General features: G+C 65.7%; 21 protein-coding genes and 2 pseudogenes. 14 read left to right on the top strand and 9 right to left on the bottom strand.

What is annotated here, in order from left to right; genetic code table 11:
- Nucleotides 1-256: 256 nt before the first annotated feature.
- The 5 genes from RBB84_RS07975 to RBB84_RS07955 all read right to left on the bottom strand — a co-directional run bounded on the left by RBB84_RS07975 (nt 257) and on the right by RBB84_RS07955 (nt 5,896).
- Entirely contained in the window at nt 257-1,153 is an 897-nt protein-coding gene (locus RBB84_RS07975) for an ABC transporter substrate-binding protein (RefSeq protein ID WP_254582866.1), read from the bottom strand.
- A 146-nt stretch (nt 1,154-1,299) separates the two neighbouring features.
- Nucleotides 1,300-2,118: an ABC transporter ATP-binding protein gene (locus RBB84_RS07970; protein WP_064255652.1), complete on the bottom strand. Its 819-nt coding sequence runs from the start codon at nt 2,116-2,118 to the stop codon at nt 1,300-1,302.
- The gene (locus RBB84_RS07965) at nt 2,115-3,266 is read right to left on the bottom strand and encodes an iron ABC transporter permease (protein WP_231780617.1); all 1,152 of its coding nucleotides are present in this window, start codon (nt 3,264-3,266) and stop codon (nt 2,115-2,117) included. The genes RBB84_RS07970 and RBB84_RS07965 overlap by 4 nt, the downstream gene beginning before the upstream one ends.
- Nucleotides 3,263-5,011, bottom strand: a complete 1,749-nt coding sequence (locus tag RBB84_RS07960) for a prolyl oligopeptidase family serine peptidase (RefSeq protein WP_064255651.1) — start codon at nt 5,009-5,011, stop codon at nt 3,263-3,265. Before RBB84_RS07960 ends, RBB84_RS07965 begins: the two co-directional genes overlap by 4 nt.
- Nucleotides 5,012-5,014: 3 nt before the next feature.
- Nucleotides 5,015-5,896: a hypothetical protein gene (locus RBB84_RS07955; protein ID WP_197481789.1), complete on the bottom strand. Its 882-nt coding sequence runs from the start codon at nt 5,894-5,896 to the stop codon at nt 5,015-5,017.
- Between the two features lie 424 nt (nt 5,897-6,320).
- Here RBB84_RS07955 and amiA point away from each other — a divergent pair, with 424 nt between their 5' ends.
- The 7 genes from amiA (at nt 6,321) to RBB84_RS07920 (ending at nt 14,186) form a co-directional block, all read left to right on the top strand.
- Entirely contained in the window at nt 6,321-6,419 is a 99-nt protein-coding gene (gene amiA, locus RBB84_RS07950; protein WP_016691944.1) for a streptamidine family RiPP, read from the top strand.
- Nucleotides 6,420-6,497: 78 nt separating this feature from the next.
- Nucleotides 6,498-7,349, top strand: a complete 852-nt coding sequence (locus RBB84_RS07945) for a hypothetical protein (RefSeq protein ID WP_064255649.1) — start codon at nt 6,498-6,500, stop codon at nt 7,347-7,349.
- Nucleotides 7,346-8,329 carry a CocE/NonD family hydrolase gene (locus RBB84_RS07940; RefSeq protein WP_156666050.1) on the top strand — a complete coding sequence of 328 codons (984 nt, stop codon included), beginning with the start codon at nt 7,346-7,348 and terminating at the stop codon, nt 8,327-8,329. The genes RBB84_RS07945 and RBB84_RS07940 overlap by 4 nt, the downstream gene beginning before the upstream one ends.
- Nucleotides 8,330-8,346: 17 nt before the next feature.
- Nucleotides 8,347-9,771: a YcaO-like family protein gene (locus RBB84_RS07935; RefSeq protein ID WP_064255702.1), complete on the top strand. Its 1,425-nt coding sequence runs from the start codon at nt 8,347-8,349 to the stop codon at nt 9,769-9,771.
- Nucleotides 9,772-9,910: 139 nt separating this feature from the next.
- Nucleotides 9,911-10,858, top strand: a complete 948-nt coding sequence (locus tag RBB84_RS07930) for a hypothetical protein (RefSeq protein WP_152640992.1) — start codon at nt 9,911-9,913, stop codon at nt 10,856-10,858.
- Nucleotides 10,855-12,501 carry an ATP-binding cassette domain-containing protein gene (locus RBB84_RS07925; protein ID WP_064255647.1) on the top strand — a complete coding sequence of 549 codons (1,647 nt, stop codon included), beginning with the start codon at nt 10,855-10,857 and terminating at the stop codon, nt 12,499-12,501. Before RBB84_RS07930 ends, RBB84_RS07925 begins: the two co-directional genes overlap by 4 nt.
- A complete protein-coding gene (locus RBB84_RS07920) occupies nt 12,498-14,186 on the top strand; it encodes an ABC transporter ATP-binding protein (protein WP_064255646.1) in 1,689 nt (562 codons plus the stop codon). The genes RBB84_RS07925 and RBB84_RS07920 overlap by 4 nt, the downstream gene beginning before the upstream one ends.
- Before the next feature lie 181 nt (nt 14,187-14,367).
- Here the strand turns inward: RBB84_RS07920 and RBB84_RS07915 are convergent.
- Nucleotides 14,368-15,096 (bottom strand): annotated as a pseudogene (locus RBB84_RS07915) (potassium channel family protein).
- Nucleotides 15,097-15,201: 105 nt separating this feature from the next.
- Nucleotides 15,202-15,381: pseudogene (locus RBB84_RS07910) on the bottom strand (hypothetical protein); the annotation flags it as partial.
- Between the two features lie 536 nt (nt 15,382-15,917).
- Between RBB84_RS07910 and RBB84_RS07905 the strand changes: the two are divergent.
- From RBB84_RS07905 to RBB84_RS07895, 3 genes are all read left to right on the top strand, one after another.
- Entirely contained in the window at nt 15,918-16,091 is a 174-nt protein-coding gene (locus RBB84_RS07905; RefSeq protein WP_082920969.1) for a zinc transporter permease, read from the top strand.
- 116 nt (nt 16,092-16,207) lie between these two features.
- Nucleotides 16,208-17,314 (top strand): hemolysin family protein, encoded by a 1,107-nt coding sequence (locus tag RBB84_RS07900; RefSeq protein WP_082920963.1) that lies wholly within the window; start codon nt 16,208-16,210, stop codon nt 17,312-17,314.
- A 403-nt stretch (nt 17,315-17,717) separates the two neighbouring features.
- Nucleotides 17,718-18,320 (top strand): TetR/AcrR family transcriptional regulator, encoded by a 603-nt coding sequence (locus RBB84_RS07895; RefSeq protein ID WP_197481788.1) that lies wholly within the window; start codon nt 17,718-17,720, stop codon nt 18,318-18,320.
- Here RBB84_RS07895 and RBB84_RS07890 read toward each other — a convergent pair.
- Nucleotides 18,295-18,546, bottom strand: a complete 252-nt coding sequence (locus tag RBB84_RS07890) for a DUF6480 family protein (protein ID WP_059384447.1) — start codon at nt 18,544-18,546, stop codon at nt 18,295-18,297. The genes RBB84_RS07895 and RBB84_RS07890 overlap by 26 nt on opposite strands.
- Before the next feature lie 229 nt (nt 18,547-18,775).
- On the opposite strand from RBB84_RS07890, the gene RBB84_RS07885 reads away from it, so the two are divergent.
- The 3 genes from RBB84_RS07885 to RBB84_RS07875 all read left to right on the top strand — a co-directional run bounded on the left by RBB84_RS07885 (nt 18,776) and on the right by RBB84_RS07875 (nt 21,098).
- A complete protein-coding gene (locus RBB84_RS07885) occupies nt 18,776-18,985 on the top strand; it encodes a BatC protein (protein ID WP_080968419.1) in 210 nt (69 codons plus the stop codon).
- Nucleotides 18,960-20,192: a cupin domain-containing protein gene (locus RBB84_RS07880; RefSeq protein ID WP_197481787.1), complete on the top strand. Its 1,233-nt coding sequence runs from the start codon at nt 18,960-18,962 to the stop codon at nt 20,190-20,192. Before RBB84_RS07885 ends, RBB84_RS07880 begins: the two co-directional genes overlap by 26 nt.
- A 66-nt stretch (nt 20,193-20,258) precedes the next feature.
- Nucleotides 20,259-21,098: a sucrase ferredoxin gene (locus tag RBB84_RS07875; protein WP_064255642.1), complete on the top strand. Its 840-nt coding sequence runs from the start codon at nt 20,259-20,261 to the stop codon at nt 21,096-21,098.
- 30 nt (nt 21,099-21,128) lie between these two features.
- Here the strand turns inward: RBB84_RS07875 and eat are convergent, their stop codons facing one another.
- Nucleotides 21,129-22,583 (bottom strand): ethanolamine permease, encoded by a 1,455-nt coding sequence (gene eat / locus RBB84_RS07870; RefSeq protein ID WP_064255641.1) that lies wholly within the window; start codon nt 22,581-22,583, stop codon nt 21,129-21,131.
- 303 nt (nt 22,584-22,886) lie between these two features.
- Between eat and RBB84_RS07865 the strand changes: the two genes are divergently transcribed.
- Nucleotides 22,887-23,198 (top strand): hypothetical protein, encoded by a 312-nt coding sequence (locus tag RBB84_RS07865; protein ID WP_064255640.1) that lies wholly within the window; start codon nt 22,887-22,889, stop codon nt 23,196-23,198.
- The last annotated feature ends 94 nt before the right edge of the window (nt 23,199-23,292 follow it).

Genomic DNA, 23,292 nt, shown 5'->3' with positions numbered 1-23,292 from the left:
TTCGTTGTTACGACGCGCTGGTTATCTCCGCCGGTTCGGTGCATCCAGGCTTACCGGTAGCTACGGTCAAGGCCACGAACTCGGGGTGGATGTCTTCGTCGAAGGTCAAGGCACTCCGCTCGGAGCGACAGACCGGCCGACCCCGCGGCCACCGCTTCGGACTTCGGCGCACCCACCCGCACGGGTGCCGCGTCGCAGACCGGCTCGATCGACTGCGTTCGGTTCCCGAGCAGACTGAACAGTCATGTCAAGGTCCTTACCTCTGACTGTGGAAGGCGTCCGGGTAGAGTCGCTCCGCGATGGTTTCGACCGCCTCGACGTTGCCGATGGTACCGGGATAGAAGTCGCTCTGTGGGACGCCGATGAGCAGACCGTCCCGAACCGCTGTGACGTTCGGGAATGTGGCGCGCAAGTACTCGAGCACCTGCTGTTCCTGCTTGTCGCTGGTGGTGCCGAACACAATGGCGTCGGGGTTGCGGCTGATGATCTCTTCAGGGTTGATCTCTGCCGAGAAGAAGTCCGCGAACTCCGGGGCGTCCGGGTCGAAGACGTTCTCGCCGCCGGCGGTGCGGATGATGTCGTACTCGATGCCCGCACCGATCGCACCGAGAACGTTCCCCTCGACCCAGACCTGGGCCACGGTCACAGGCTCTTCTCCTCTGATCGACTCTTCGACGGCCTCGAGGCGGTTCTGCGCGCCCTCGGCGAGCGCATCGGCCGCGTCGGCAACTCCGAGGATCTGCCCGAGGTTGGCGATGTCGATGAACAGGTCGGTGACTTGTGCGCTGGAGCGACGGTCCGCGCATCCGCCGGTGGCAACGTAGGCCTGGGCGCCGTTCTCGGCGAGTTGTTCGATGCTGGCGTAGCCCTGCTCGGCGGTGAACTCGTACTCGGTGGGCGAGACCACCAGATCCGGTGAGACCGCGAGGAGGTCCTCACGAGCCGGTGGCGTGTCCGTGCTGAGCACGGGGATGTCGGCAGCACGACCGGCGACGTCGTCAGGGAGTTCTGAGGTGCTGACCTGGGCCTGGCCGACGAGCGTGTCCTGGGCTCCGAGGCGCAGCAGCAGATCGGTCTGGGACGGCATCATGCCGACGACCCGAGTGGGCGGTTGCTCGAAGGTGAGCTCGCGCCCGCAGTTGCTGAACGTCACCGTCTCGCGCGTGCCTTCGGAAATGCCACTGCCGGTGGATGTCACGCTCGTGCCGCAGGCAGTGAGCAGAAGTGATGCGAGGACGAGAAGACCGACACCAGCGGTCAGGCCTTTACTCGCTGGTCTCGGGTTGCTGGAAAGAGAGTTCATCGGATGGGGATTTCCTTTCTCAGGGTGATACCGGCTTCGTCGGCGGTGCGTACGCGCTCGTCGAAGACGAAGTGCCGTTGTCCGGTACGCGGGTGGACGACCGAGGTGGACTCGACATGGAAGACCGAACGGATGAGGTCGACGTCGAGCACTTCGTCGGGGGCTCCGTAGGCGATGAGCCCTCCGTCTGCGAGCACACCGATCGCGTCGCAGTTGCGAGCCGCGAGGCTGAGGTCGTGGAGGGCGACAAGTACTGTGCGCTCGGTCGTGCGCACAAGGTCGAGCAGCTCGAGCTGATGGGCAATATCGAGGTGATTCGTCGGCTCGTCGAGAATGAGCACCGGCGTGTCCTGTGTGAGCGCCCGGGCAAACAGCACGCGCTGCCGCTCACCGCCGGACAGCTCCGAGAACGCTCGAGATGCGAGGTGACCGGCGCCGACCTGGGCAAGCGCGCCCAGCGCGAGCGCGATGTCCGAGTCCGAGTCACGTCCGAAGCCCGCCCCGTGCGGGATGCGTCCGAGGAGTACAAGATCGAGGACGGGGATCTCGAATTCTTCGCTGTGCTCCTGCGTCATCACCGCCACCCTCTGCGCGAGCTGGCGGCGGGTGAGGGCGGCCAGCGAGGCATTGTCGTAGCGCACCGTCCCTGCTGATGGGATGTCGATTCCGGAGAGGGCGCGCAGCAGAGTCGATTTCCCGCTGCCGTTCGGCCCGAGCAGGCCCAGAACCGTGCCGGAAGGGACCTCGAAGCTGATGTCGCGGAGGATGTCCCGGTCTCCTCGGCGCGCGCCCAGTTGGTCGACGGTGACTCTCATCGGCTCATACCCAGCCGGTCGGCGCGGTCGCGGCGCAACAACCACAGGAAGAACGGGGCGCCGACCAGTGCGGTGAGTACTCCGAGAGGGACCTCCGCAGGTGCGGCCAGCGTGCGTGCCAGCAGGTCGCAGGTCGTGAGGAACACCGCTCCCCCCAGGACTGCGACCGGCAGCATCTTGCGGTGATCGGAGCCGACGATGATGCGGGCCACGTGCGGCACGACCAGGCCCACGAACCCGATGCCGCCGGAGACTGCCACCACCGCGCCGGTCAGAAGCGCGGCGGCGATGAGGACCGTGGCGCGCAACCCGTTGACGTTGATGCCGAGTGAGGTGGCCGCGTCGTCGCCGACGAGCAACGCGTTGAGCGCACGCGCACGGGTCGCGGCGAAGATCGCAACCGCGATCAACGCGATCACCGGGAGGAGTAACTGTGGCATCGTCGCCGCCGAGACGGAGCCGAGCAGAAAGAACATGATGCTGTACACGTTCTGTGCATCGGTTGAGATCGTCAGGTAGCTGGTGACTGCGCTGAACAACGATCCGAGAGCAACCCCTGCCAAGATCAGCCGTTGTGGAGCGATTCGACCGCCCTTGCACGCCAGGAGGTACACCGCACCCGTCGCGATCCCCGCCCCGATGAACGCTGATGCCCCGATACCGAGCGAACCGATCCCGATGCCGAGCACGATGTACGACACGGCCCCGACGCCGGCACCCGCCGAGACTCCGAGGATGTACGGCTCGGCGAGCGCATTGTGCGCCACGGCCTGGATGAGCGCTCCCGCCAGCGCGAGCGACGCACCGGTCAATGCCGCGAGAACGGCACGCGGAAGCCGGAACTGCCACACTGCGTTGTCCTGCATCGTCGTCAGCGAGCCGTCCGTCATCCACGGCATACCCGGCACCAGATGTCCGACAAGGATCTTCACCGCGTCCATCGCAGGTACCGCGATCGTCCCCACGCTCACGGACAACACGAGCATCACCACTAGGAGCACCGACAACGACGGCACCAGGATCCGCACCGCCAGCGCGCCCCTTCGGCGGGGGACGTGCGCGGCAGCGGCTGTGTCATGACCGGCCGCAGCTGAGAGGGAAACGGGCGGCTGCGGCGTTGCCGCCGCCGTCGAAATATCCGGTGTCATGCGTGTCGTCCTTCGGAAGAGCGGGTGCGTCGGGTGGTGTGTGCAGCGAAGCTGAGAAGCACCGAACCCATCGAGTGCAGACTGTCGAGATGATTGGAGCCGTGACCGGCGTGCGGTGCTTCCCACACGAGTGCTTCTGCTCCCGCTTCTCGGAGAACTGAGGCCAACGCATAGCTGTCATCGGGATTCACGCGCGAGTCCTCGGCGAGCACGATCCCGAGGAATCGCGGCAGCCTGTGCTCCGGGTCGATCATCTTCGCGCGGTGCAGCGGTGATATCGCACGAAGTTCCTGCGTGCCTTCGGGACTGCTCGTATCACCGAACTCGTCGAGCCAGATTCGGCCGAGCGGGTGCTTCTCGAGGGAGAGCAGATCCAAAGGTGCTGCCGTGGTGGCGAAGCCCGTGCATATTCCGCGATGGTCGAGAGCGCAACTCGCCACCACGGTTCCGCCGTGAGAAGCACCGGCGAGCACGAGCAATTCGGGGTTCGTCAAGTCTGCGCCGGCCAGACCACGAGCAGCGTCGGCAAGGTCATCGATCCCTCGCCGCTTCCCGGCGCCGTAACCGGCCCGACGCCACTGCTCACCGTGCTCCCCACCGCCACGGATGTGTGCTGTCGCGTATCTGCCCCCGGACTCCACCCACGCGGGAATCGTCGGTTCGAAGACGGGAAGATCAGGGACTCCGAAGCCGCCGTAACACGTCAAAATGGTCGGGGCCGGGCCGGTGAACCCTTTCGGAGAGGTGACGACGACCGTCAAAGTCTCCCCATCATCTGCCGCGAACTCGTGCCGCACAGTCTCGAAGTCTCCGGCGACCGTCGCCGCGCCACCGCCGCGGGTGCGCTCGTCGACGGTTACCACGTGCGGAGGCACTGCCGGTGCTTCGATTACGACATACGTTCTGCCGCCGTCGGCGCCCAGATCCGTGATCGATGCGACCGACCCGCCGCTATTCACGGGCCATTCGTCGATCACGGTTCCGTGTGCGAGTCGCAGTAGCACGCTGGCGCCGGCGCGAACCGCGCTCGCATGAACCGTGTCCCCGGTGACGGTGACGGCGGTCAGCCGCACCGCAGGGTCCATCCATCGCCATCGTTCCACCCCCGAATGCGCGTCGAGCACGTGCAATGCATTGCCCCCATACACGAGGACGTCGCCGTCGTTGATTCCGAATACGCCCGTGATCGATGGGAAGGAACCGAGACGCGCACTGTTGTCGAGGCGGATCAATCGGGTCGGGCTCGCTGGTCGACTCTCGGCGAGAAGCATATGGATGCCGGCAGAGAAGAGTCTGCATCGTGCATCACCGGCGACCGGTTCGACGGTGACTTCGTCGTGGACGACATCGACCTGCACGAGCCGTTGAGGGGAACGAGCAACCACTGCCAGCGACCGGGCGTCCGGAGTCCATTGCATCGGTTCGTAGCGGCAATGGATGTCGTTGTAGTGGCGGAGATTTCCGGAGGTGGTATCGAGCACGGCGAGAACCCCGTCTTCGTCTGCCCGCTCCGCGAGCTGAAGGGCGATGCGGCGGCCGTCAGGCGCCGGCGACATCGCCAGGATGTGCGCGTCCGGTTCGAAGATCGGTTGCTCCGATCCGGCGACGTAGATTCCGCGTGTGCGTCTGCCGGGCAAGCGGCTGAGTACGAACCCCGTGTCGGGTGTGCCGGGGCGGCCGTACTGTTCCCAACGTGCGAGCGCGGCATCGAGGGCATCGTTGATCGGGAAAGAGGATGAGTTCACGGCTCAGCGGCCCACCCCGTCATGAGTGCCTCCCGGCCAGAACAGCAGGCCCCCCTCGTCCACCGGGGTGGGAACAATGACGGTCTCGAACGATCGGTCGGCGATCAGGTGGAGTTCGCCGTCCCCGCCGCGTGTGACGGCAACAGTGTCACCGGAGGGGGCGAGGGCGACGGCCCTTCGTTGCGCCGGTGCCTCCCCGACCGGATCCCAGGGCAGACGTCCCGGTGTCGGTGGGGCGCTCATGTCGGGGAGTGACAGCTGCCGGTGAATGCGCAGCTGCGGTCTCTGCCGTTCGAAGATCGTGAGTTGGTCGCCGTCCGGGTGGATGGTTGCGACTGCAGCGCGGTTGCGTGTCAGAGCGAAGCGGAACGCAAGTCCCGGGGGTAGAGAGGCGTGAACGGTTCGGCCGGTGGTGAGATCGATTTCGACGAGGTGGTTCGTCCACTCCGTCCATGCAGTCGGGTTCGTCGGGCCCCCGCGCACAACACCGAGGGCTTTTCCTGCCTCGGAGTCCAGGCGCAGGTAGAACGCGCGACCGGGTACCGGCCACGGTACGGTCCCCAGTGGTACAGGAACGCCCGCTTCCACCGCGAAGCGCTCGAGACCTCGGCTCGTCGCGGTGGCGAAGATTCCGGTCCGCGCATCTGCGACATCGCCATGCCCGTCGTCCGCGACCTCGGTCATCGCTCCGCGCAGGACGGGAACGTGGGGACCGACCCTGAGCGCTGCCGCGAGCGGAAGCGCCTCGATCGCCCCCGGCGAGCGATGCCGGAGGACGATGAACGGTTCACCGGTCGCTCGATCGCGGACGAGGCCCGCGCCGGGTTCGCCGATGCGTGAGCGGAACCGCCTGGATGTATTCGTATCCAGGTCGACGACTGTCACGACGTCACTCCACGGCTCCGAGTTGGCACCGAGGCCTGTAGTTGCCACTACGTATCGTCCGCTCGGGTCACTTGCGATGTGTTCCACAGGCGTGGCGACCGGAACTGTCGCTGCGACGCCCTGTCGCACCACAATGAGCTCGCCGCGCAGATCATCCGCGAAGGCATGCCCTCCCAATGTTCCTCTCAGGGAGAGCACCCCTGCGTGCTCCGCTGCGTGTCCGTGACCGTGGAGCGTCGCTGTCGTATCGCTGATGCCGTACACGCGATCGGCGCGGTAATCGACGAGCACGAGCTGCGAAGGTCTCATGCGCCCGCATACTATTGCTTCTGACAATCGTTTTCAATTAAGCTCCGGTCGTTCGCCTCGCGGACACGGCCACCCCATCCGGTGCGGCCGACAAAACACACGAAGGAGAAGTCCCATGGACAAGCAGATCCTCGCCGAGATCGAAGAGACCGAGCAGCTGGCCCACCTGTCGGCCACGCACTCGAACGCACTCGTCGAGAACCCGTTCGACTGACCTTCGCAGCACACACTGCACACGCCCGGTCGAGCAGCCAACGGGGCTGCTCGACCGGGCTCGTTCGAAAGGCTGCCGATGTCCTCCCACTGTTCCGTTGTTGCGCTCGCTGGCGCTGCAGGCCATCTGATCGCCTCCGGCGACCACACAGTCACGCTCCGCACCACCGCGGGCACGCTCCTGCAGGTCCAGAACCCGCCGACCGATCTTCTTTCCGCGCTACACGATCCGGCGTCAGCGACCAAGACTGCCTGCACCTACGTGCAGCGCCTGAACGAGGAAGTCGCCGAACGCAGCACCGCCGACATGCAGGCACGCTGGCCCGAAGCGCGACGTGCAGTCATCCTTACCGGAACGGGACCGATCGCCGACGACACCGCCGACGCGCTCCGCACGTGGGGAGCCACACCGAGACGTTTCGCCACCACACAAGAACTCCTGAGGGATCCGGTTCTCCGCGACGAAACCTGCGTCGACAATCCGAAACTGGTGATCTCTTACGCGGACTCGCCGAACGAACGCAAGCATTGGGGGCTGCTGGAAGCACGACGTCGCCCGTCCGTCGCCTGGCTCCGCGCGTACCGGGAAGGCGAGGTGTGTTTCGTGGACCCACTGACACTCGCTGCGGGCGACGCAACGGCCGACCATGTGGTACGGCGACGTATCGCCGCCAGTCTCACACCTACTGCGATGACCGAGTGGATCCACAACGCACCCGGTGCCACCACGGTGCCCGACACCTATGCCCGCGCCATGACGGTGAGCAAAGTCCTCACGGTCGCGTTTGCATGGGCGCAGCAGGCGACGACGCTGACGCACCACCGCCACACGCTCTGGAAACTCGTCCCCGCCACAGCCAGGACGAGCGAACATCCGATCCTCGGATACGAACTGCCGTACGCCGCCAACCGACCGCAGGCCACTGCATGACCCCGACCCCACTCCCCCGGGTACACACCATGACGATGCCGGACGGCATCCGACTCGGTGGCCTGTTGTGGGAGGTCGACGACGCCGCCGGGATCGTCCTGCTCCGCACCCCGTACGACGCCCGGCGTCACATCGAGACCGGTCGATCCTGGGCAGGCCGCGGATACCACTGCCTGATCCAGGACGTACGCGGACGGCATCTTTCGTTCGGCGAATGGGATCCGTATCAGCATGAGAGCATCGACGGCGCCGAGGTCATCGCGCAGCTCCGCACGCACTTCCCGGGTCTACCGCTCATCGCATTCGGGGCCTCGTACGCTGCACATGCAGCACTCGAAGGCGCGTACGGCGCGATGCGGCACGAGCAGTCAGCCCCCGACGGGATCATCGTGCTGGTGCCGGCGCTGGGGCTCGCGGAGACGGCGTGGAATCCTGACGGTGCCCCTCAGATCGAGCATCGCATCGCGTGGTGGCACGAACACGGCATCGGCCGGCAATCACGGGAGCCGTTGTCTCCTGCCGCGCTCGCCAACCGAGTTCGCCAAGCCGAACAAGTCGGTGTGATCTCAGCTGCCCGCGAATGGTCCTGGCCGACAGCTGTGTTCGAACGCTGGGAACGTCTCTGGAAGGCGCGGCACACGAATGTGCGCTCCCGCTACGTAGAGCTGACCGCACCATTGCTCGTCGTTACCGGAGCACACGACTTCTTCGACGCCGATGCCCGCCGCCTGGCCGCTTCCTGGCCGAGCGACAGCCATCTCGTGACCGGCCCGTGGGGGCATCGTCTCGCCGCAGACCTCACCGATCCCCACGCGCGCGAACAATTCGACAACAGCGGAGGCATCGGGGGCATCATCGACGGCTGGCTCCGCGCCTACACACCCTTCGCTGCGCGGATCGGCCGACTCGAGCCCGCTCGTTACGTTTCTGCTTTCGATCCGAACAGCGGCAGCTGGCAGCAGAGCCGAACGGCAGCGTGAGCAGAAAGGACCGCACCATGAACCCCCGAGGCAACGGCAAGAATTCACTCAGCAGCGACCTCACCGTCCACGAGTTCCCTACACTGCCGGTCGAGTCGCTGGTGGACGCCGAATGCGGTGTCATCCGTTCGGTGCGCGCCGTTCCGCACCCCCTCGGAGCCCCGACCGCCTACATGGGGCTGACCGCGTCGGTGTCGGATGCTCGCCAACTCGGGGAATGGCCCGCAGACCGCGTCTCGCTCGGTACCTCGTTCGACGACCCGGACGCTGCGCGGATCGCCGCGATCGCTGAAGGTGTCGAACGATACTGCGGCAACTGGCTTCCCGCCGAGCTCCCCAGCGAGCAGTTCAGGATCGCTACATACGCAGATCTGCTGTCCGACGACAACGCACCGCTTCCACTCGGCGACCTCCCCGCATTTGCGTCGTGGCAGTACCGCCGACCGGGATTTCCCTACGCACCGTTGACGGAAACCACTCCCACGCTCTGGACCCGGTGTCAACGCACGGACGATGAACACGCTTGGATCCCGGCGTCATTGATCTACCTGAACTGGCGACAGTCGAGATTTCGGCACCTGCCGCGAACGCATCACCTGAACTATGCAGGGATTGCAACCGGTCAAGGTGCCGACGATGCCCGGGACCGCGGTGTTCTCGAAGTGATCGAACGGGACGCGCTGGAAGTCTGGTGGCACCTCGACGGGCCGACGTACGGCATCGACCCGGACAGTGTTCCCGGGCTGCGTGACGATCTCGCCGGGGGCAACTTCGAGGTGTCCCTGGTGGCCATGCCTTCCGAGTTCGCTCCCGCTGTCGCTGCTCTCCTCCACGACCGAACACGAGGGATCTACGCCGCCGGGTTCTCTGCTGCACTCGATCCGGCCCGGGCCGCGCGTAAGGCCGTCCTCGAAGCCGTGCACACCTGGGTCTACACCCAGGGTTGCACTACAGCCGACGGCTGGGTGTTCCGTGCAGTCGAACAGGGGCTGATGGCTCGCGGGCTCTACCTGGACTTCCGGAGCGACGCGCGCTACCTCGACGATGCCGGGGAGCAGTTCGAGCATGTCGTCGACCTCGGCGCTCACGTGCAGGTCTGGCTCGATCCGAGGGTCCGCCGCCACGCTCGACGCTTCACAGCCCCCGCACTCGGGATTCGGGCCATCGACGAAATGCCGACGGCCACGATGGCGGATATCTACGAACGGCTCGCCTCGCACGGGCATCAGATCTTCACGCGAGACGTGACCACCGCTGACATCCGGCGTACACCTCTACGCGTCGTTCGTACCTTCATCACCGGTCTCGTCCCGAACGCCCCGGCCGCATTCGCCTACTTCGGCATTCCCAGATTCCGAGCAGCCGCGCAGAATCGCGGCTGGCGCTCGACCTGGGAAGACAACGTCAACGACTTCTCACTCCTACCCCCTCCGCACATGTAGGCCCGCGATGACCACCTCGAATCGACCAGCGCACCCATCCGCACCGAACGAACCCGGTAGCAGCATCGGCCTCCCGCCGACGCTGGCGATGTCATTGACGGCACACACCCCCGGAGCCCCCCTCCCCCCAGGACCGCGGATGAACCCGTGGCGCCGATTCGGTACTCCATGTGTTCCCACAGAAGGACGAATCGAAGAGCTGCTCTGCGCCTTGTGGTACCCGGGCGACTGGCACCTCCGCGACGACGGCAGCGTCACAAGTATCGCGCGCCGGCCCATCCCGTCAGCCGGCGCGACATACGCGGTGCATACTCACGTGATTGTCGGCGGGGATGGAACCGACGGCCTCGATCCAGGCCACTATGCGTACGACCACGACAAAGGACAGCTTCTTCGCAGAGACAACGCCAGGGAAACCGCGGCGGGCTGGGAACTACCGCGCAGCCCTTCCCCAGGCTCGCGGTTGGTGTTCAGTGTGCAGCCAGGCCGTAGCTTCGGCCGATACCGGCACCGCGCGTGGCCGCTGTGGATCGCCGATGCCGCATACGCGCTGGAGGCGGTGCGCTTTCTTCTCGACACGGACTTCCCCACCGTCTTCGGTCCAGGGCCGGAGATCCGTGCACAACTCGGCGTGCCACCTGCTACCGAGACGTCCGCCTGGCTCTCTCGGGGCCTCGTACCCGAGATTCCGCTCGTCTCCATCGAACTGCCCAGCAACTGGGACATCGCCTCACAGCGGAGACATGCGCTTGCGCGGCGACGCTCACCGAAACTTGCCGACTTCGTACGAAATCCGGTCCGCGACACCAACGCCGCACACCTCGCCGAACTCGCAGGCCAGGCCTGGATTGCCCATGCCGACCGCATCGAGACATGGAAGATCATCCCGAGTGCCTCAGCCGAGACCATCTACGACGCTCTCTGGCATGCCCATCGCGCCGCCGCCCGGCTGTGCTACGACGCCGCGCTGTCCCAGAAAGTGAGATGCCGGCCTGTCTCCGGAATCCCTGCTGCGGCAGAGAGCTGGACGATGCACGCAGTGGCAATGCTCGACGGCGTCGAGAATAAGGAGGAGAAGGCCGAATGATGATCGTCCGCGAGCTGTGGCGTGAAGCGAGGCACTTCCCCGGATTGCTCGCCGGGAGCGTGCTGCTTGCTCTGCTGGTGTTCGCCAGTTATGTCGGCCAAGCGGTCGCGATCGCGTGGGCACTGACCGCGACGCTCCAGGGCACCGGCCCTACGGTGATCATCGCGCTGGCATCTGTCACAGGGCTCGCAGTTGCGCGAGTGCTGCTGATGGTGGCGCAAGATTCGGTCTCGGCGCGTCTCGGAGGCCTGGTTCGTCGAGAATTGCGGCATCGAGCAATCCGGTCGGCGTTGACCGCAGAACGGTTGCACGATGCGGGAACCCGCGACGGCTCCATTCGCGTCGCGCTCAGCGACGGCATCGATGGGACGGACACGTACGTCTCGAAGTACATCCCTGCCGTTGCTCTGATCCTCATAGCATGCCCGTGCATCGTCGTTGCTCTCGCGGTACTGAACCCCTGGGCGGGTTTATGGGTCGCGGTCGCCGTGGTCATGGCTCTGGCAGGACCGCTTGCGTGGAAGACGATGATGTCGCGCCGGGGCCTCGAGCATTGGGACTCCTATGAAGCACTGAGCGCGGACCTGCTCGAGTCGCTTCGAGGCATGGCGACATTGCGTGCACTCGGCGACGTGCCCAGCACCCGGCAGCGGATGCACGAGCGATCGGAGGCGCTGCGCACGGCAACCGAACGGGTGATGCGAGTGTCCCTGGCAGAGACCGGCGTAACGGATTTCGCGATCCAGGCAGGTACCGTCGCCGCGGTCATGACGGCGATCGTCCACGCCGCGACCGGGCAACCCCCGGCGTTCGAGGTCTACGTGATTCTTCTGCTGTCCTCGGAAGCGTTCCGCCCGATCCGTGACCTGTCCCGCTACTGGCACGCCGGGTTCCTGGGGCTGACCGCGGTGCCCGGCCTGCACCGCTTGGGCGCGTTCGATTCGCCCGACAACGGTTCGGGTACGTGTGTCGTCGAACACGGAAGGTCCGGCAGGAACATACAGTGCCTGCAAGCTCGAGGACTGCGATACCGCTACCCAGGCTCCGACACCACGGTGTTGGAGAGTTTGGATATGACGGCACATCGGGGCGCACTCACGGCGATCATCGGTCCGTCCGGGGCCGGCAAATCGACGTTGTTCGACGTGCTCCTCGGCTTCCTGACACCCGAGTCGGGCACAGTCGAACTCGACGGCAAGTCCCTGCGCGCCGGAGACATCGCCGTCGTGTCGCAACGCCCCGTCCTGTTCACCGGAACGATCCGCGACAATCTCACCGTCACAGGCGAAACGACGGACGCCGACCTTGTGGACGCGTGCCGGGCAGCGGGCATCCTCGACGAGATTCTGGCCTTACCGTACGGTTTCGACAGCCGCGTCGCCGAAGCCGGCCTGAGCCTGTCCGGCGGTCAGCGGCAGCGTCTCGCGCTCGCACGCGCCCTGCTGACACGGCGTCCGGTGCTCCTCGTCGACGAGCCCACCAGTGCGCTCGATCCCGCACGCGCCGCTGAGGTAATGGAAACGCTCCGACATGCTGCGGCAGATCGGATCGTCGTGATGATCACGCACCGGCCCGAAAGCCTGTCCGGTGTCAACGAGCAGTTCCGGCTCGAGCACGGCCGGCTGGAAAGGAAACTCGTTTGAGCATCCGCAGCTCCCTCCATGCGTTCCGCGCGCTACTTCCCGCACTGCGCCCCGAATACCGCGGCATGCTCGCCAGCTATCTCACCGGCACAGCCAGCGCCCTCGTCCTTGCTGCGCTGGGCGTTCTCACCACCTGGGGTATCGGACATACGGTCGTCGAACGCACCGTCCCCGGCGCGACGTGGTGGGTTGCTGTAACCGCTCTGGTGCTGGTCCGCGCTGTTCTGACCTGGCAGGAGATGAACGTCTCGCATGCCGTTGCCTACCGGGTGCTGGCTCGGCTGCGCATGGCGCTGTTCGACTCGTACGCACGCAGCGTGCCCGGACGCCGTCGTGAACACTCGGGCCGCGCGGCCGCGGTCGCGATGGACGACATCGAAAAGCTCGAGTTCTTCTACGCACACACACTCGCCCAAATCGCCACATCACTCACGGTGTTCATCTCTTCATTCGCCACGGCGTTCATCTTCCTGCCGTCCGCCGCGTGGATCATGCTGGCCGGAGCTGTACTCATCGCGGTCACCGCACTGGTCGCGCGACACCGGATCCAGCAGCTGGGTGATGCGGAGCAGCGACTGCGCGCGGACCTTTCGACGCAGATCGTCGATGCACTCGGATCGCTCCGAGAAGTCCTCTCCTACGAACTGGAAAGCAAGGTTGTCGCTGACACCCTTAACACGACGGAGCGGGCTACCGACGTCACCCGGCACCAGGGAAAGCTGACACAATTCGTTACCGGACTCCGCGAAGCGCTCGTCACCACAACCATCATCGGTGTCGTCCTTGTCGGTGCTTATGCCACCGGAGCGCTGGGCGGCGCCGCGACCGGAAACTTGCAGCTTGCGCTGCTCCCCTCGATGGTCGCTCTCACCCTCGCCGGTGTCTCGGCGGTCTCTGACGCTGCGACCACGCTCACGCAGCTCCATCCCCTCACGGCCAGCGCCGGACGCGTCCACGACGTCCTCCGGCGCGAGCCGGTTGTTTCCGAGCCGCCCTGCCCGCGAGCGATACCCGACGGGCCGCTCGGACTGCGAATCCAGAACCTGTCGTTTACCTACGATGACCGTGCCATGGCGGTATGTGGCTGGTCTGCCGAAGTGCAACCGGGAGAACACGTCGGTCTCGCCGGGGCTTCGGGAGCGGGCAAAAGCACGATCATCGCGCTGGCCGCACGGCTCTGGGAACCCCTGTCAGGAACAATCGAGCTGTTCGACGATCACGGCGAGCGCGTGCCGCTCCAGGACGTTGACGATTTTGCGCTCCGGCAGAGCGTCGCGCTGGTGGATCAGGAGACCACACTGTTCCACGGCACCGTGCGAGACAACCTGCTCCGCGGGGCAGGCCCGGTTTCGGATGACGAACTTCTCCGGATACTCGAACGCGTCGGAGCGGACGGGTGGGCCGGTCTCGACAGCGAGATCGGGCAGGGAGGGATCACTCTCTCCGGTGGGCAGCAGGCGCGCCTTGTCCTTGCCCGAGCGCTTGTTCGTCGGCCGCGGATCCTTCTCGTCGACGAAGTCACTGCCAGCCTCGATCCCGAGACCGAACACGCGATCTCCGGTGTTCTTGCCGACTACCCGGGCACCGTTGTAATTGCCTCGCACCGGGACGAAACCCTTCAGCGCATGGACCGGGTAGTCCCGATCCAACCTGCAAGTGAAGCTATCGCGTCACCGGCACGATAGGTAACGATCAGCTCGTGGTTCGGCCGCGCGGCGATGCGCGCCGCGCAGTCGACTCTATGGTCGACCCGGTTCAGCCCCTGATCGCCGGACGGCGGGGTCCCAGATTCCCGTCTCATCACCGCACAGTGCATCGTCATCGAAGTTCCCATTGCGGTTGCCGCAGGATCTGGTCCGGGCGGGGTCAATTCGCCACCAAGCGCAGATAGGGCAATCTGTCGTCAGCGACGATGACGGCGAGCTCGGGAGAACCCACCCGGATCAGCCGTCCGTCACGGACGACCCCGAGCACGATGACGGGCAGCTCCCGCGGCGAAAGGCCGAGCTCGTGCGGCTCCACACCGCGTTCGGAGACGGCGAACCCATCCTCGGGAGTCAACAGGTCCTCGATCATCTCCATCACCGTGGAGTGGCAGGGGCCAGGCCCAGCAACCGGCCCGCCCGTCTCAGCGGAGACCACGACCGTATCGGCACCAGACTGGCGCAGCACATGGCCCCGGCCAAGTGCAACACATCCGACTTGGTGGCCGAGCTCTGGACGGTCACCAGACCCTGCCGCGATGAGGAAAAAGCTCGCAGCGGCGTGATGACCAGGATGTTGACCAGCCGGGCCTGCGGGGTGAGCGGAGTGATGTCGCCGTACCCGGTGGTCGACAGCGACACGGTGGCGTAGTAGACGCAATCCAACAGCGGCAACGGGGTTGTCCTGTACGTCGCGGTAGCCGTCCCGATCCAGATACACCACGATCACCGCCGCGGTCAGCGCGGCCAGGGCGTAACCGATGCGGCGCACGATCGCCCGGCCCGGGCTGGTCTGTTCCTCCGGGACCCGCAACACCCCGACCAGAGCGAAGTCGGGACGGTCGGTGAGGGTATCCGAGCGTCGCAGCGACACCCGCAATCTACTGGGCATCGACGGTCGGATCTGTCGATCGGACGGTGAAAAGCGCTACCCACGGCATGGTCATCAGCGTCTACGTAACCCTGATACTTCCTGCCACCTACATGCCAGGCCGTCGCGGTCGCGGCCGGTGGAGAGGGTGTCGAATGTGGTGGGGTGCCACAGCCTGGTGAGTAGTTCGGTTTCGGCGCCGGTGATCAGGTCCAGTAGCCACCGGATGCGGGTGTCGAGGTCGTCGAGTCCGATCGGATCTCCGGTGGTGTCGTCGACCGCCGCATGGGGGCGGGTGGTGCGAGCATGGCATCGGCGGTGGCATCAGCCGACCGCGGACCGTCGAGCAGAACCGCACTCACCTGGTGCAGCTCAGTGCGGGCACGATCGGCCTCGGCTCGGGTATGGGCGTAGTCGATGGTGCCGACCGCGGCGGCGATCGGCACCATCCACGCCACAAACACGATCGCCAGGACCACCGTGAGGTTCGCGGCGCGGTCGTAGCCGCGCATCAGGGGGTTGGGATTGCACGGCGACGCGCGCCACCACCGGGTCACGAGAACGCGTACAGCATCCATCGTCGCTCCTGCACCGATCCGCCGGCGTGGCGGTCGTGAATCTGGATGTATCGACGATCCCACGTTTTCTCCCGGATCACATCCACCGAGCAACCTCGGACGATGACCCCGAGCAGTGCGTATCGCCGGTCTGTCCGATCGGGATGGCATCGACCTTGCCGCTACCGAACGCGGCGAAACGCCCCGCCGGAGCGTGGGAGCGTGTCACTGTCCCGATGGCGGACCGGGTCCGGCTGGGGTCCGGGATGCGAGAATGAGTACGGGATGGGACGCGAGAACAAAGGGAGTCCGGTCATCGGCCACCGCGAACATCTGGGCCACGACCACACGCACACTGACGGATGCGGGCATATCGCTGTCCCACACGGCGATCACGTCGACTACATCCACGACGGGCATCGGCACGCCGCGCACGACGATCACTACGACGACCACTGACCGCGCCGAGCCCTACTCGATGCTCGCTGCGTGCGAACGGGTCGACGAAGCGCTGATGCCATGACCGGCCTGCTGCCGCGAACGGGAGAGTTCACCGGACGGAACGTGCGCTGGCGATGGCTGGCGGCGGGGGCGGTGTGCGGGGCGGTGGCCATGGTCGTGGCATCAGCACTGCCTATCCCGACCTTGCTCCGACGTTGCAACGCTGGGGCCTCGAACACAGTGTCGCCAACGCCGCGGCCCTGATCGGCACCACCTTGGTCATCGCCTATCTGTCCCTGGTGCTGGGCGAGCTGGTCCCCAAACGCATCGCCCTGCAACGCGCCACCGGCACGGCTGTGGCCACCGCCCCCGCGCTGGATCGCTTCGCCACCCTCATGCGCCCGATGATCTGGCTGTTGTCGGTCTCCACCGACACCTTGGTGCGCCTGCTCGGCGCCGATCCGTCCCGTAAGAACGAAGAGATCACCCACGATGAACTCCGCGACATGCTGGTGGGCCACGATGCTCTTCCCACCGACGAACGCAGTGTGCTCACCGAAGTCTTCGACGCCGGAGCACGGTGCCTGACCGAGGTGATGCGGCCCCGCACCGACGTGGACTTCCTCGACGCCGACACCTCGATCCCGGCAGCTCGCACCATCGCCCTGAACACGGCGCACAGTCGTTTCCCCGTTGCGGCCGGCACCGTCGATCATGTGGTCGGATTCGTGCACCTGCGCGATCTGCTCCTCGCCGACCCCGAGACCGGACCCGACCGGGTCAGTGACCTGTGCCGTCCGATCCTGGCCCTGCCCGGTTCCAAACCGGCCCTGGCTGCGCTGACGGTCATGCGACGCGACAACGCCCAGATCGCCGTGGTGATCGACGAATACGGCGGCACCGCCGGCATCGTGACGATCGAGGACATCGTCGAAGAGATCGTCGGCGAGATCGGCGACGAATTCGACCCTGCCGGCGACCCGCCTGTGTCCGAGTCGCCCCGCCAACGGCAATCCTTGCACGACCAGATCGACGGCTGGCTCCATGTCGAGGACTTCAACCGGGCTACCGGCATTTCCTTGCCCGAGGGACCCTACGACACCGTTGCCGGCTTCGTCCTGCACCGCCTGCAGCACCTCCCGCGCGTCGGTGAAAGCCTCTCCATCGACGGACATCGTCTGACAGTGAGCGAACTCGACGGCCGTCGCATCGCGTGCCTGAGACTGACCCGACACCAATGAACGCCATGGCTACGAGCCGGACCCCGGCGCACCCGGACGTTCGTGCACAATGCCCCGCCAGGGCACCTGAACCATCGAAGTGGCCGCCGGTCGCCTCGGCCTCACTCGGACTGCGTGCGGAACGTCGAGGACAATCCGTGCTGTTCTGGTCCGCTGATCAGGTCGGGTCGATGCGATCGAGTGGATGACCGAGAGGTTCCGGCGGCAGTTGTCGCCACGGTGTCGAGCACGAGGCGTGTCATCACGGTGTCTTCCTTCCTCACCGGGTGAGCATCCCGGTGTTCGCCTTCCCGCGAACCTCGTCGGGGTACTTCTTCGGCATGCGGCTTACCTTCCCAAGAATGAAGGTCTGCATCAAACCCGGGATGGTTCATTCGAGCGGTGCCTGCGCGAGATGCCGGCCGTGGACATCTCGGTCAAAGACATCACCGAAGCTGCGGGAATCAAGCGACCGAACTTCTACTTCTATTTCGAATCCAAGGACGAGGTCCTCGGCGAACTGGTCGGCAGAGCATGGGACGACTGGGCCGACCGCATCGGCGGCTACCACCGCCGCGCCGACGAGTCCCACGCCGACAATTTCGACCGGCTCTTCGGCACGTCCTATCGCGCCTGGGTCGAGCGCGACCGCGTGATGGTCGCCGGTTTGCAGGCAGTCAACTACGACGACAAGCTCGACGCTCGGTGGATGTCGCTGGTCACCGATCTCGACGGTCAACTGGCAGCGCAGATGAGCAGGGACTCCGACGCCGGGGCGATCACTTCGCTCTCGGACGACCATGACGGTCTTGTCACGACGCTGACCGACATGATCGCTATGGCGTTCTCGAGGACCGATCGAACCCGCCGTCGCATCGAGTCGACTGATACGGCGGCGTGCTATCGCCTTCGTGGCGTGATGCGACCGGTCCACGCCCCTCTCTACTACCGCGAGGCAGTTCGCTTTTCCGCTACCTCTTCACCTTCGTTTCGTCGCGCGCTCAGAACAGCCCGACTGCTCGGATGATCAGACCGACGGCCACCACCAGGACCACGATCACCACGATCGCGATGGCGATGAGGGCCCCGGCACTGCGGCGCTGCGGCGGTTCGTGTTGCGGACCGCCCACAGCAGTCTCGGCGGGCGGAGTATCTCCGGGCGCCACCCCGCCTCCGGGTTCGAGGCCAGGAGTGTTCGCGGGATCAGGGTTCTGCGGGTCGAACTTGGACGCGTCGGGATTCTCGTCAGCCATACTCTCCTGTACCCGATTATCGGCGAGCAACGCGTCGACTTTTCTTCTTCGCAGCGCCGCGCCTGCGAGTGCGCGGGGTACAACGACTGGGACAACGGTTCGATGATCCCGGAATCGACGTGGCCGCCGATGCGCCCGGATAAGCTGACAACGGCCGAACGATATACCGCTGCAGGCTCCAGGAGCCGGTAACGCCGCTGTTCCCAAGCCTTTTTCCTCGGGAGGAATCATGACCGACCCACAGCAGGATCCGAACAAGGACGAAGGCCAGGAAGGCCCGGCGGACGGCGGTGCAGTCGGCGTCCCGGGCGTTCACGATGGCGGCGCCGACGGAGGTGCCGACGGGGGCGCCGACAGCGGTGGCGACGGCGGGGCCGATGGTGGAGCCGACGGCGGGGCTGATGGAGGTGCCGATGGCGGAGCCGACGGAGGCAGTTGAGGGTGAGGACTCCTCATATCGCATCCAGGACTCCGGCGTCGAAGCGGACGCCGGAGTCCTGGAAACACGCCTGATCGACATCGGTCGGGAGAAGTTCGCGTCCGAAATCTGGGGGCGTGCACCACTGCTGACGCGTCGCGCCGGCACATTCACCGACCTGTTCTCCGTCGAGGCAGTCGATGAACTCATCTCGCGCCGAGGACTTCGCACGCCCTTTCTTCGCGTCGCCAAGGACGGGACGACACTGCCGGACTCGTCGTTCACCTCCCCCGGCGGTGTCGGAGCGACCATCTCCGACCAACTCGACGACACGATGCTTTGGCGCAACCTCGCCGACGGTGCCACCCTCGTCCTGCAGGCACTGCACCGCACGTGGGAACCGATCTCGCAGTTCGGCACCGCTCTGAGCGATGAACTCGGACATCCCGTCCAGGTCAACGCGTACATCACTCCACCTCGGAACCAGGGGTTCCGCCACCACTACGACGTCCACGACGTCTTCGTCGTGCAGATCGAGGGAACCAAGAGGTGGGTGATCCACGAGCCCGTCCACCCGGCGCCGCTGCGCAATCAGCCCTGGACCGATCACCGCGCCGCTGTCGCCCGAGCCGCGGCGGAGCCGGCGTGCATCGACACGGTGCTCGAACCCGGCGACTGCCTCTATCTGCCGCGCGGTTGGATCCATGCCGCCGAGGCGCGAGGCGAGATCTCCATCCACCTCACCGTCGGCGTCCACACGTGGACGCGTCATGCACTCGCCGAGCATCTGACCCGGGCAGCACTCGCTGCGCTCGGCGACGATCCTGAGATGCGCGGTGCACTACCCATGGGCATCGACGATCCGGATGACGAGATCACTGCTGTCCGTGAGCATCTCATCGCCGCACTGGCCGAGGCGGAGGTCACCTCCCTGTTCCACCGTGCCCGGCGGGAGCAGGCGCGTCCGGCACCGCTGGGGCCGCTCGCCCAATTCGCCGCCGTCCACGATCTCGGCCCCGACACCACGGTGAAACTCCGCAGCGCGCTGTATGCGCGTCTGGAAGGTTCACACCTGGTCACGCGCGTCGGTCGTGTCGCCGTGGCGGACGATGAACTGCCGTCTGTCACGCGCCTGCTCGACGGCGGATCCCACCCGACGAAAACCCTCGGGACCGACCTGGTCGAACGGCTGTTGCGCGCAGGGATCCTCGTCCCCGCGGAACAGTGACGGTGCACTGTGGCCTCAGCCGAACGCTTCTTCTGCGCAGACAGTGCCCGACAGCGGGGTGATCCGATGGCCGGCACGGCCCCGCGCGGATTCGTCTGGATCCTCGTCGAATATCGGGGCAGATGGCCGGTGAACGGGTTCGAGGGGCTCGATCTCGACGCCGCGGCCAAGACGGCCGTGTTCTCCGCCGCGCAGGCGGCCCGCGCACGCATACTGCTGGTCAAGCGCCCGGGCCGTCGTCGCCGCGGAGGACACGACCAGTGGGCGGTGCTCCGCCGCGAGACCTCGGGCACGGTGCGTCAGCAATGGGGAACGTGGGATCGCGAGGAGGATCTGACACAGATCGTCACCGCCCTCGAGACTCCCGGCGACCTCGGCGGTCTCTCCGTCCTCTTGGTCTGCTCTCACGGTCACCACGATCCGTGCTGCGCCGTGCGTGGACGGCCGGTCGCGCGCGCTCTGGCCGAGCGCTGGCCCGATCAGGTCTGGGAATGCTCGCACGTAGGCGGAGACCGGTTCGCAGCCAACGTCGTCGTCGTACCCGACGGTGTCTACTACGGCAGTCTCGACGCCGAATCGTCCGTCCTCACGATCGAGGAACACTTCTTCGACCGGATCCACCACCACCATCTACGCGGCTACACCGATATGTCTCCGCCTCAGCAGGCCGCGCTCGCCGCCACGCTCCGACGCTTCGGTCCAGCCGGGCGCAGCGATTACGTGATCGCCGAGAGTGTGCGCGAGGGTGATCGCTGGCGGGTCCGGCTCGCCGGTCGTGCACCGCACCCGGAGCGTGTCGACGTCGAACTGCAGGCCCATCGCACTCCCCCGTGCCGATTGACCTGCCGTGGAGCGCCGACGGCTTCGGTCATGGTCTACGAACCCACCTCGGTCCGCGCGGTGTGAGCGGACGGCCGCGCAATCGGCCGCAGGTCGTCACCCCAGCTCTTCCTCCGCCTTCGCTAGAGCCGCGAACTCCTCGTCCGGGGAGTTCGCGACGAGGTGGTGGCGGCTGTAGAGACCGAAGTAGGCCATGAATGCAGCGAACGCGGCGAACGTCCACAGAGCCGCAACAGGATCGACGAGGAAGGTGGCCACCACAGCGGCCGCAGCGATCACCAGCGCGAACGATGTCGTGACGATTCCACCGGGTGTGCGGTACGGACGCCGCATCTCGGGTTCGCGCACGCGCAGCACGATGTGGCTGACCATCATGAGTACATAACTCACGGCGGCACCGAAGACCGCCATGTTGAGAAGCATCGCGCCCTCACCGGTCAGCGACAGGACGAAGCCGATCACACCGGGCACGATCAATGCGAGCATCGGCGCCTTGCGCGAATTCGTCACCGACAGGCTCGTCGGCAGGTAGCCGGCGCGGGACAGCGCGAAAGTCTGCCGCGAGTACGCGTACATGATGGAGAAGAAGCTGGCGATCAACCCGGCGAGCCCGATGTAGTTGACGACCTTCGCCGCTGTCCCGTCACCCAGCGCCTCGACGAGCGGGTTGCCCGAGGTCGACAACCCCTCGGCGCCCAACGCACCGGTCGCCAGGAACAGCACGGTCGCTCCGGTCAGCAAGAGCACCAGCATGCTGGAGATGATGCCGCGCGGCACGTTCTTCTCCGGCTCACGCGCTTCCTCCGCAGCGAGAGGAACGCCCTCGATCGCCAGGAAGAACCAGATCGCGAACGGGACCGCGGCCCAGATACCGAAGTAGCCGAACGGCAGGAAACCCGAGGCGCCGACAGCATCGGTCGGCGCGATGTCCGTGAGATTCGCGGACTCGAACAGTCCCCACGCAGAGATCGCGAAGATCACGAGTCCGACGAGAGCGATGGCGGTGATGACGAACATCGACTTGAGCGCTTCGCCCGCACCGGTGAGGTGGATGCCTATGAAGATCGCGTAGACAGCAAGGTAGATCCACCATCCGTCGGTGATCCCGAAGATGTTCAAGGATTCGACGTAGCTGCCGATGAACGTCGCGATGGCTGCAGGTGCGATCGCGTACTCGATGAAAATTGCCGTGCCGGTGGCGAATCCGCCCCAGGGACCGAGCGCGCGACGCGCGAAGGTGTATCCACCGCCGGCAGCTGGGAGCGCCGACGACAACTCGGCCATCCCGAGCACCATCGCGAAGTACATGCCCGCGATGACCACGCCGGCGATGAGCAGGCCGCCGAACCCACCTTCGGCGAGTCCGTTGTTCCATCCGGCGTAGTCACCGGAGATGACGTAACTGACACCGAGTCCCGCAAGGAGCACCCACCCTGCGGTTCCTCTACGAAGTGAACGTTTTTCGAGGTATTCGCTCTTCTCAGCGTGGAAGTCGGCGCCGTCATGGTGCTTACGGGTCCTCGAACTCTTCGATGGTTCTACGACTGACATTCCGTCTCCCTGAGGCGATCGGTTCGTACGGCGGCGTCACGCTGCCGAGGTGGTGGAACGTCGCGCGAGCCGCTGCCGGTGTTCATGAGCTCCCCCTGGGGCTCGTGGAGGATCGCGCAACGAGATGTAGTGCAGCCGTGTAACTCGGATGATCCAGCATCCTCTCGGGCGAACAGGGTGTCTGTTCGTTTCTCGAGCGTCGGAGAAGACTGTTGTAACTCTGTTGCGAGCCTGTAATGGAACGCGCGGTTACGGAGCCTACGGACGGTCTTCTACCAACCGACGACACGTGGAGGATTCGAAGTGACTGCGCTGCTGCTGGCGGTGTCGATCGTGGTTGTGGTTGCGTTCGGATGGGGGGCCTCGGTGGTGTACCGGGCTCATCGAAGTGTCGTGCGCCGATCCGAGGGCCCGCTCTCGGCCACGGGGCGTACCCGGTTGAAAACCGGCCGAAATGTTGCGGTCGTCGGGCTGGTCGTCGGAGCTCCGAGTCTGGCGATCATGCTCCTGCCGACCATGGACAAGGTGGTCGTGGTAGTAGTTGTTGCGCTCTTGCTGCCCGGCTTGTTCCATCTGACTCGCGAGACCCTCGCCTACCCGGTGAACGAGCGCTGAGACTGCAAAGACGTACGTCGGTTTCCGGTGTCCACACCCGTGATGGTGACAACCGAGGCTCACCATCACCCTTCGGATTCGACGACCGAGTGCG

Origin of the sequence: Rhodococcus sp. D-6 (assembly GCF_040256695.1) — a bacterium.
Lineage (GTDB): Bacteria > Actinomycetota > Actinomycetes > Mycobacteriales > Mycobacteriaceae > Rhodococcus > Rhodococcus pyridinivorans.
Note: the sequence above shows the minus strand (reverse complement) of the source record. Positions and strands in the feature narration are given on the sequence as shown.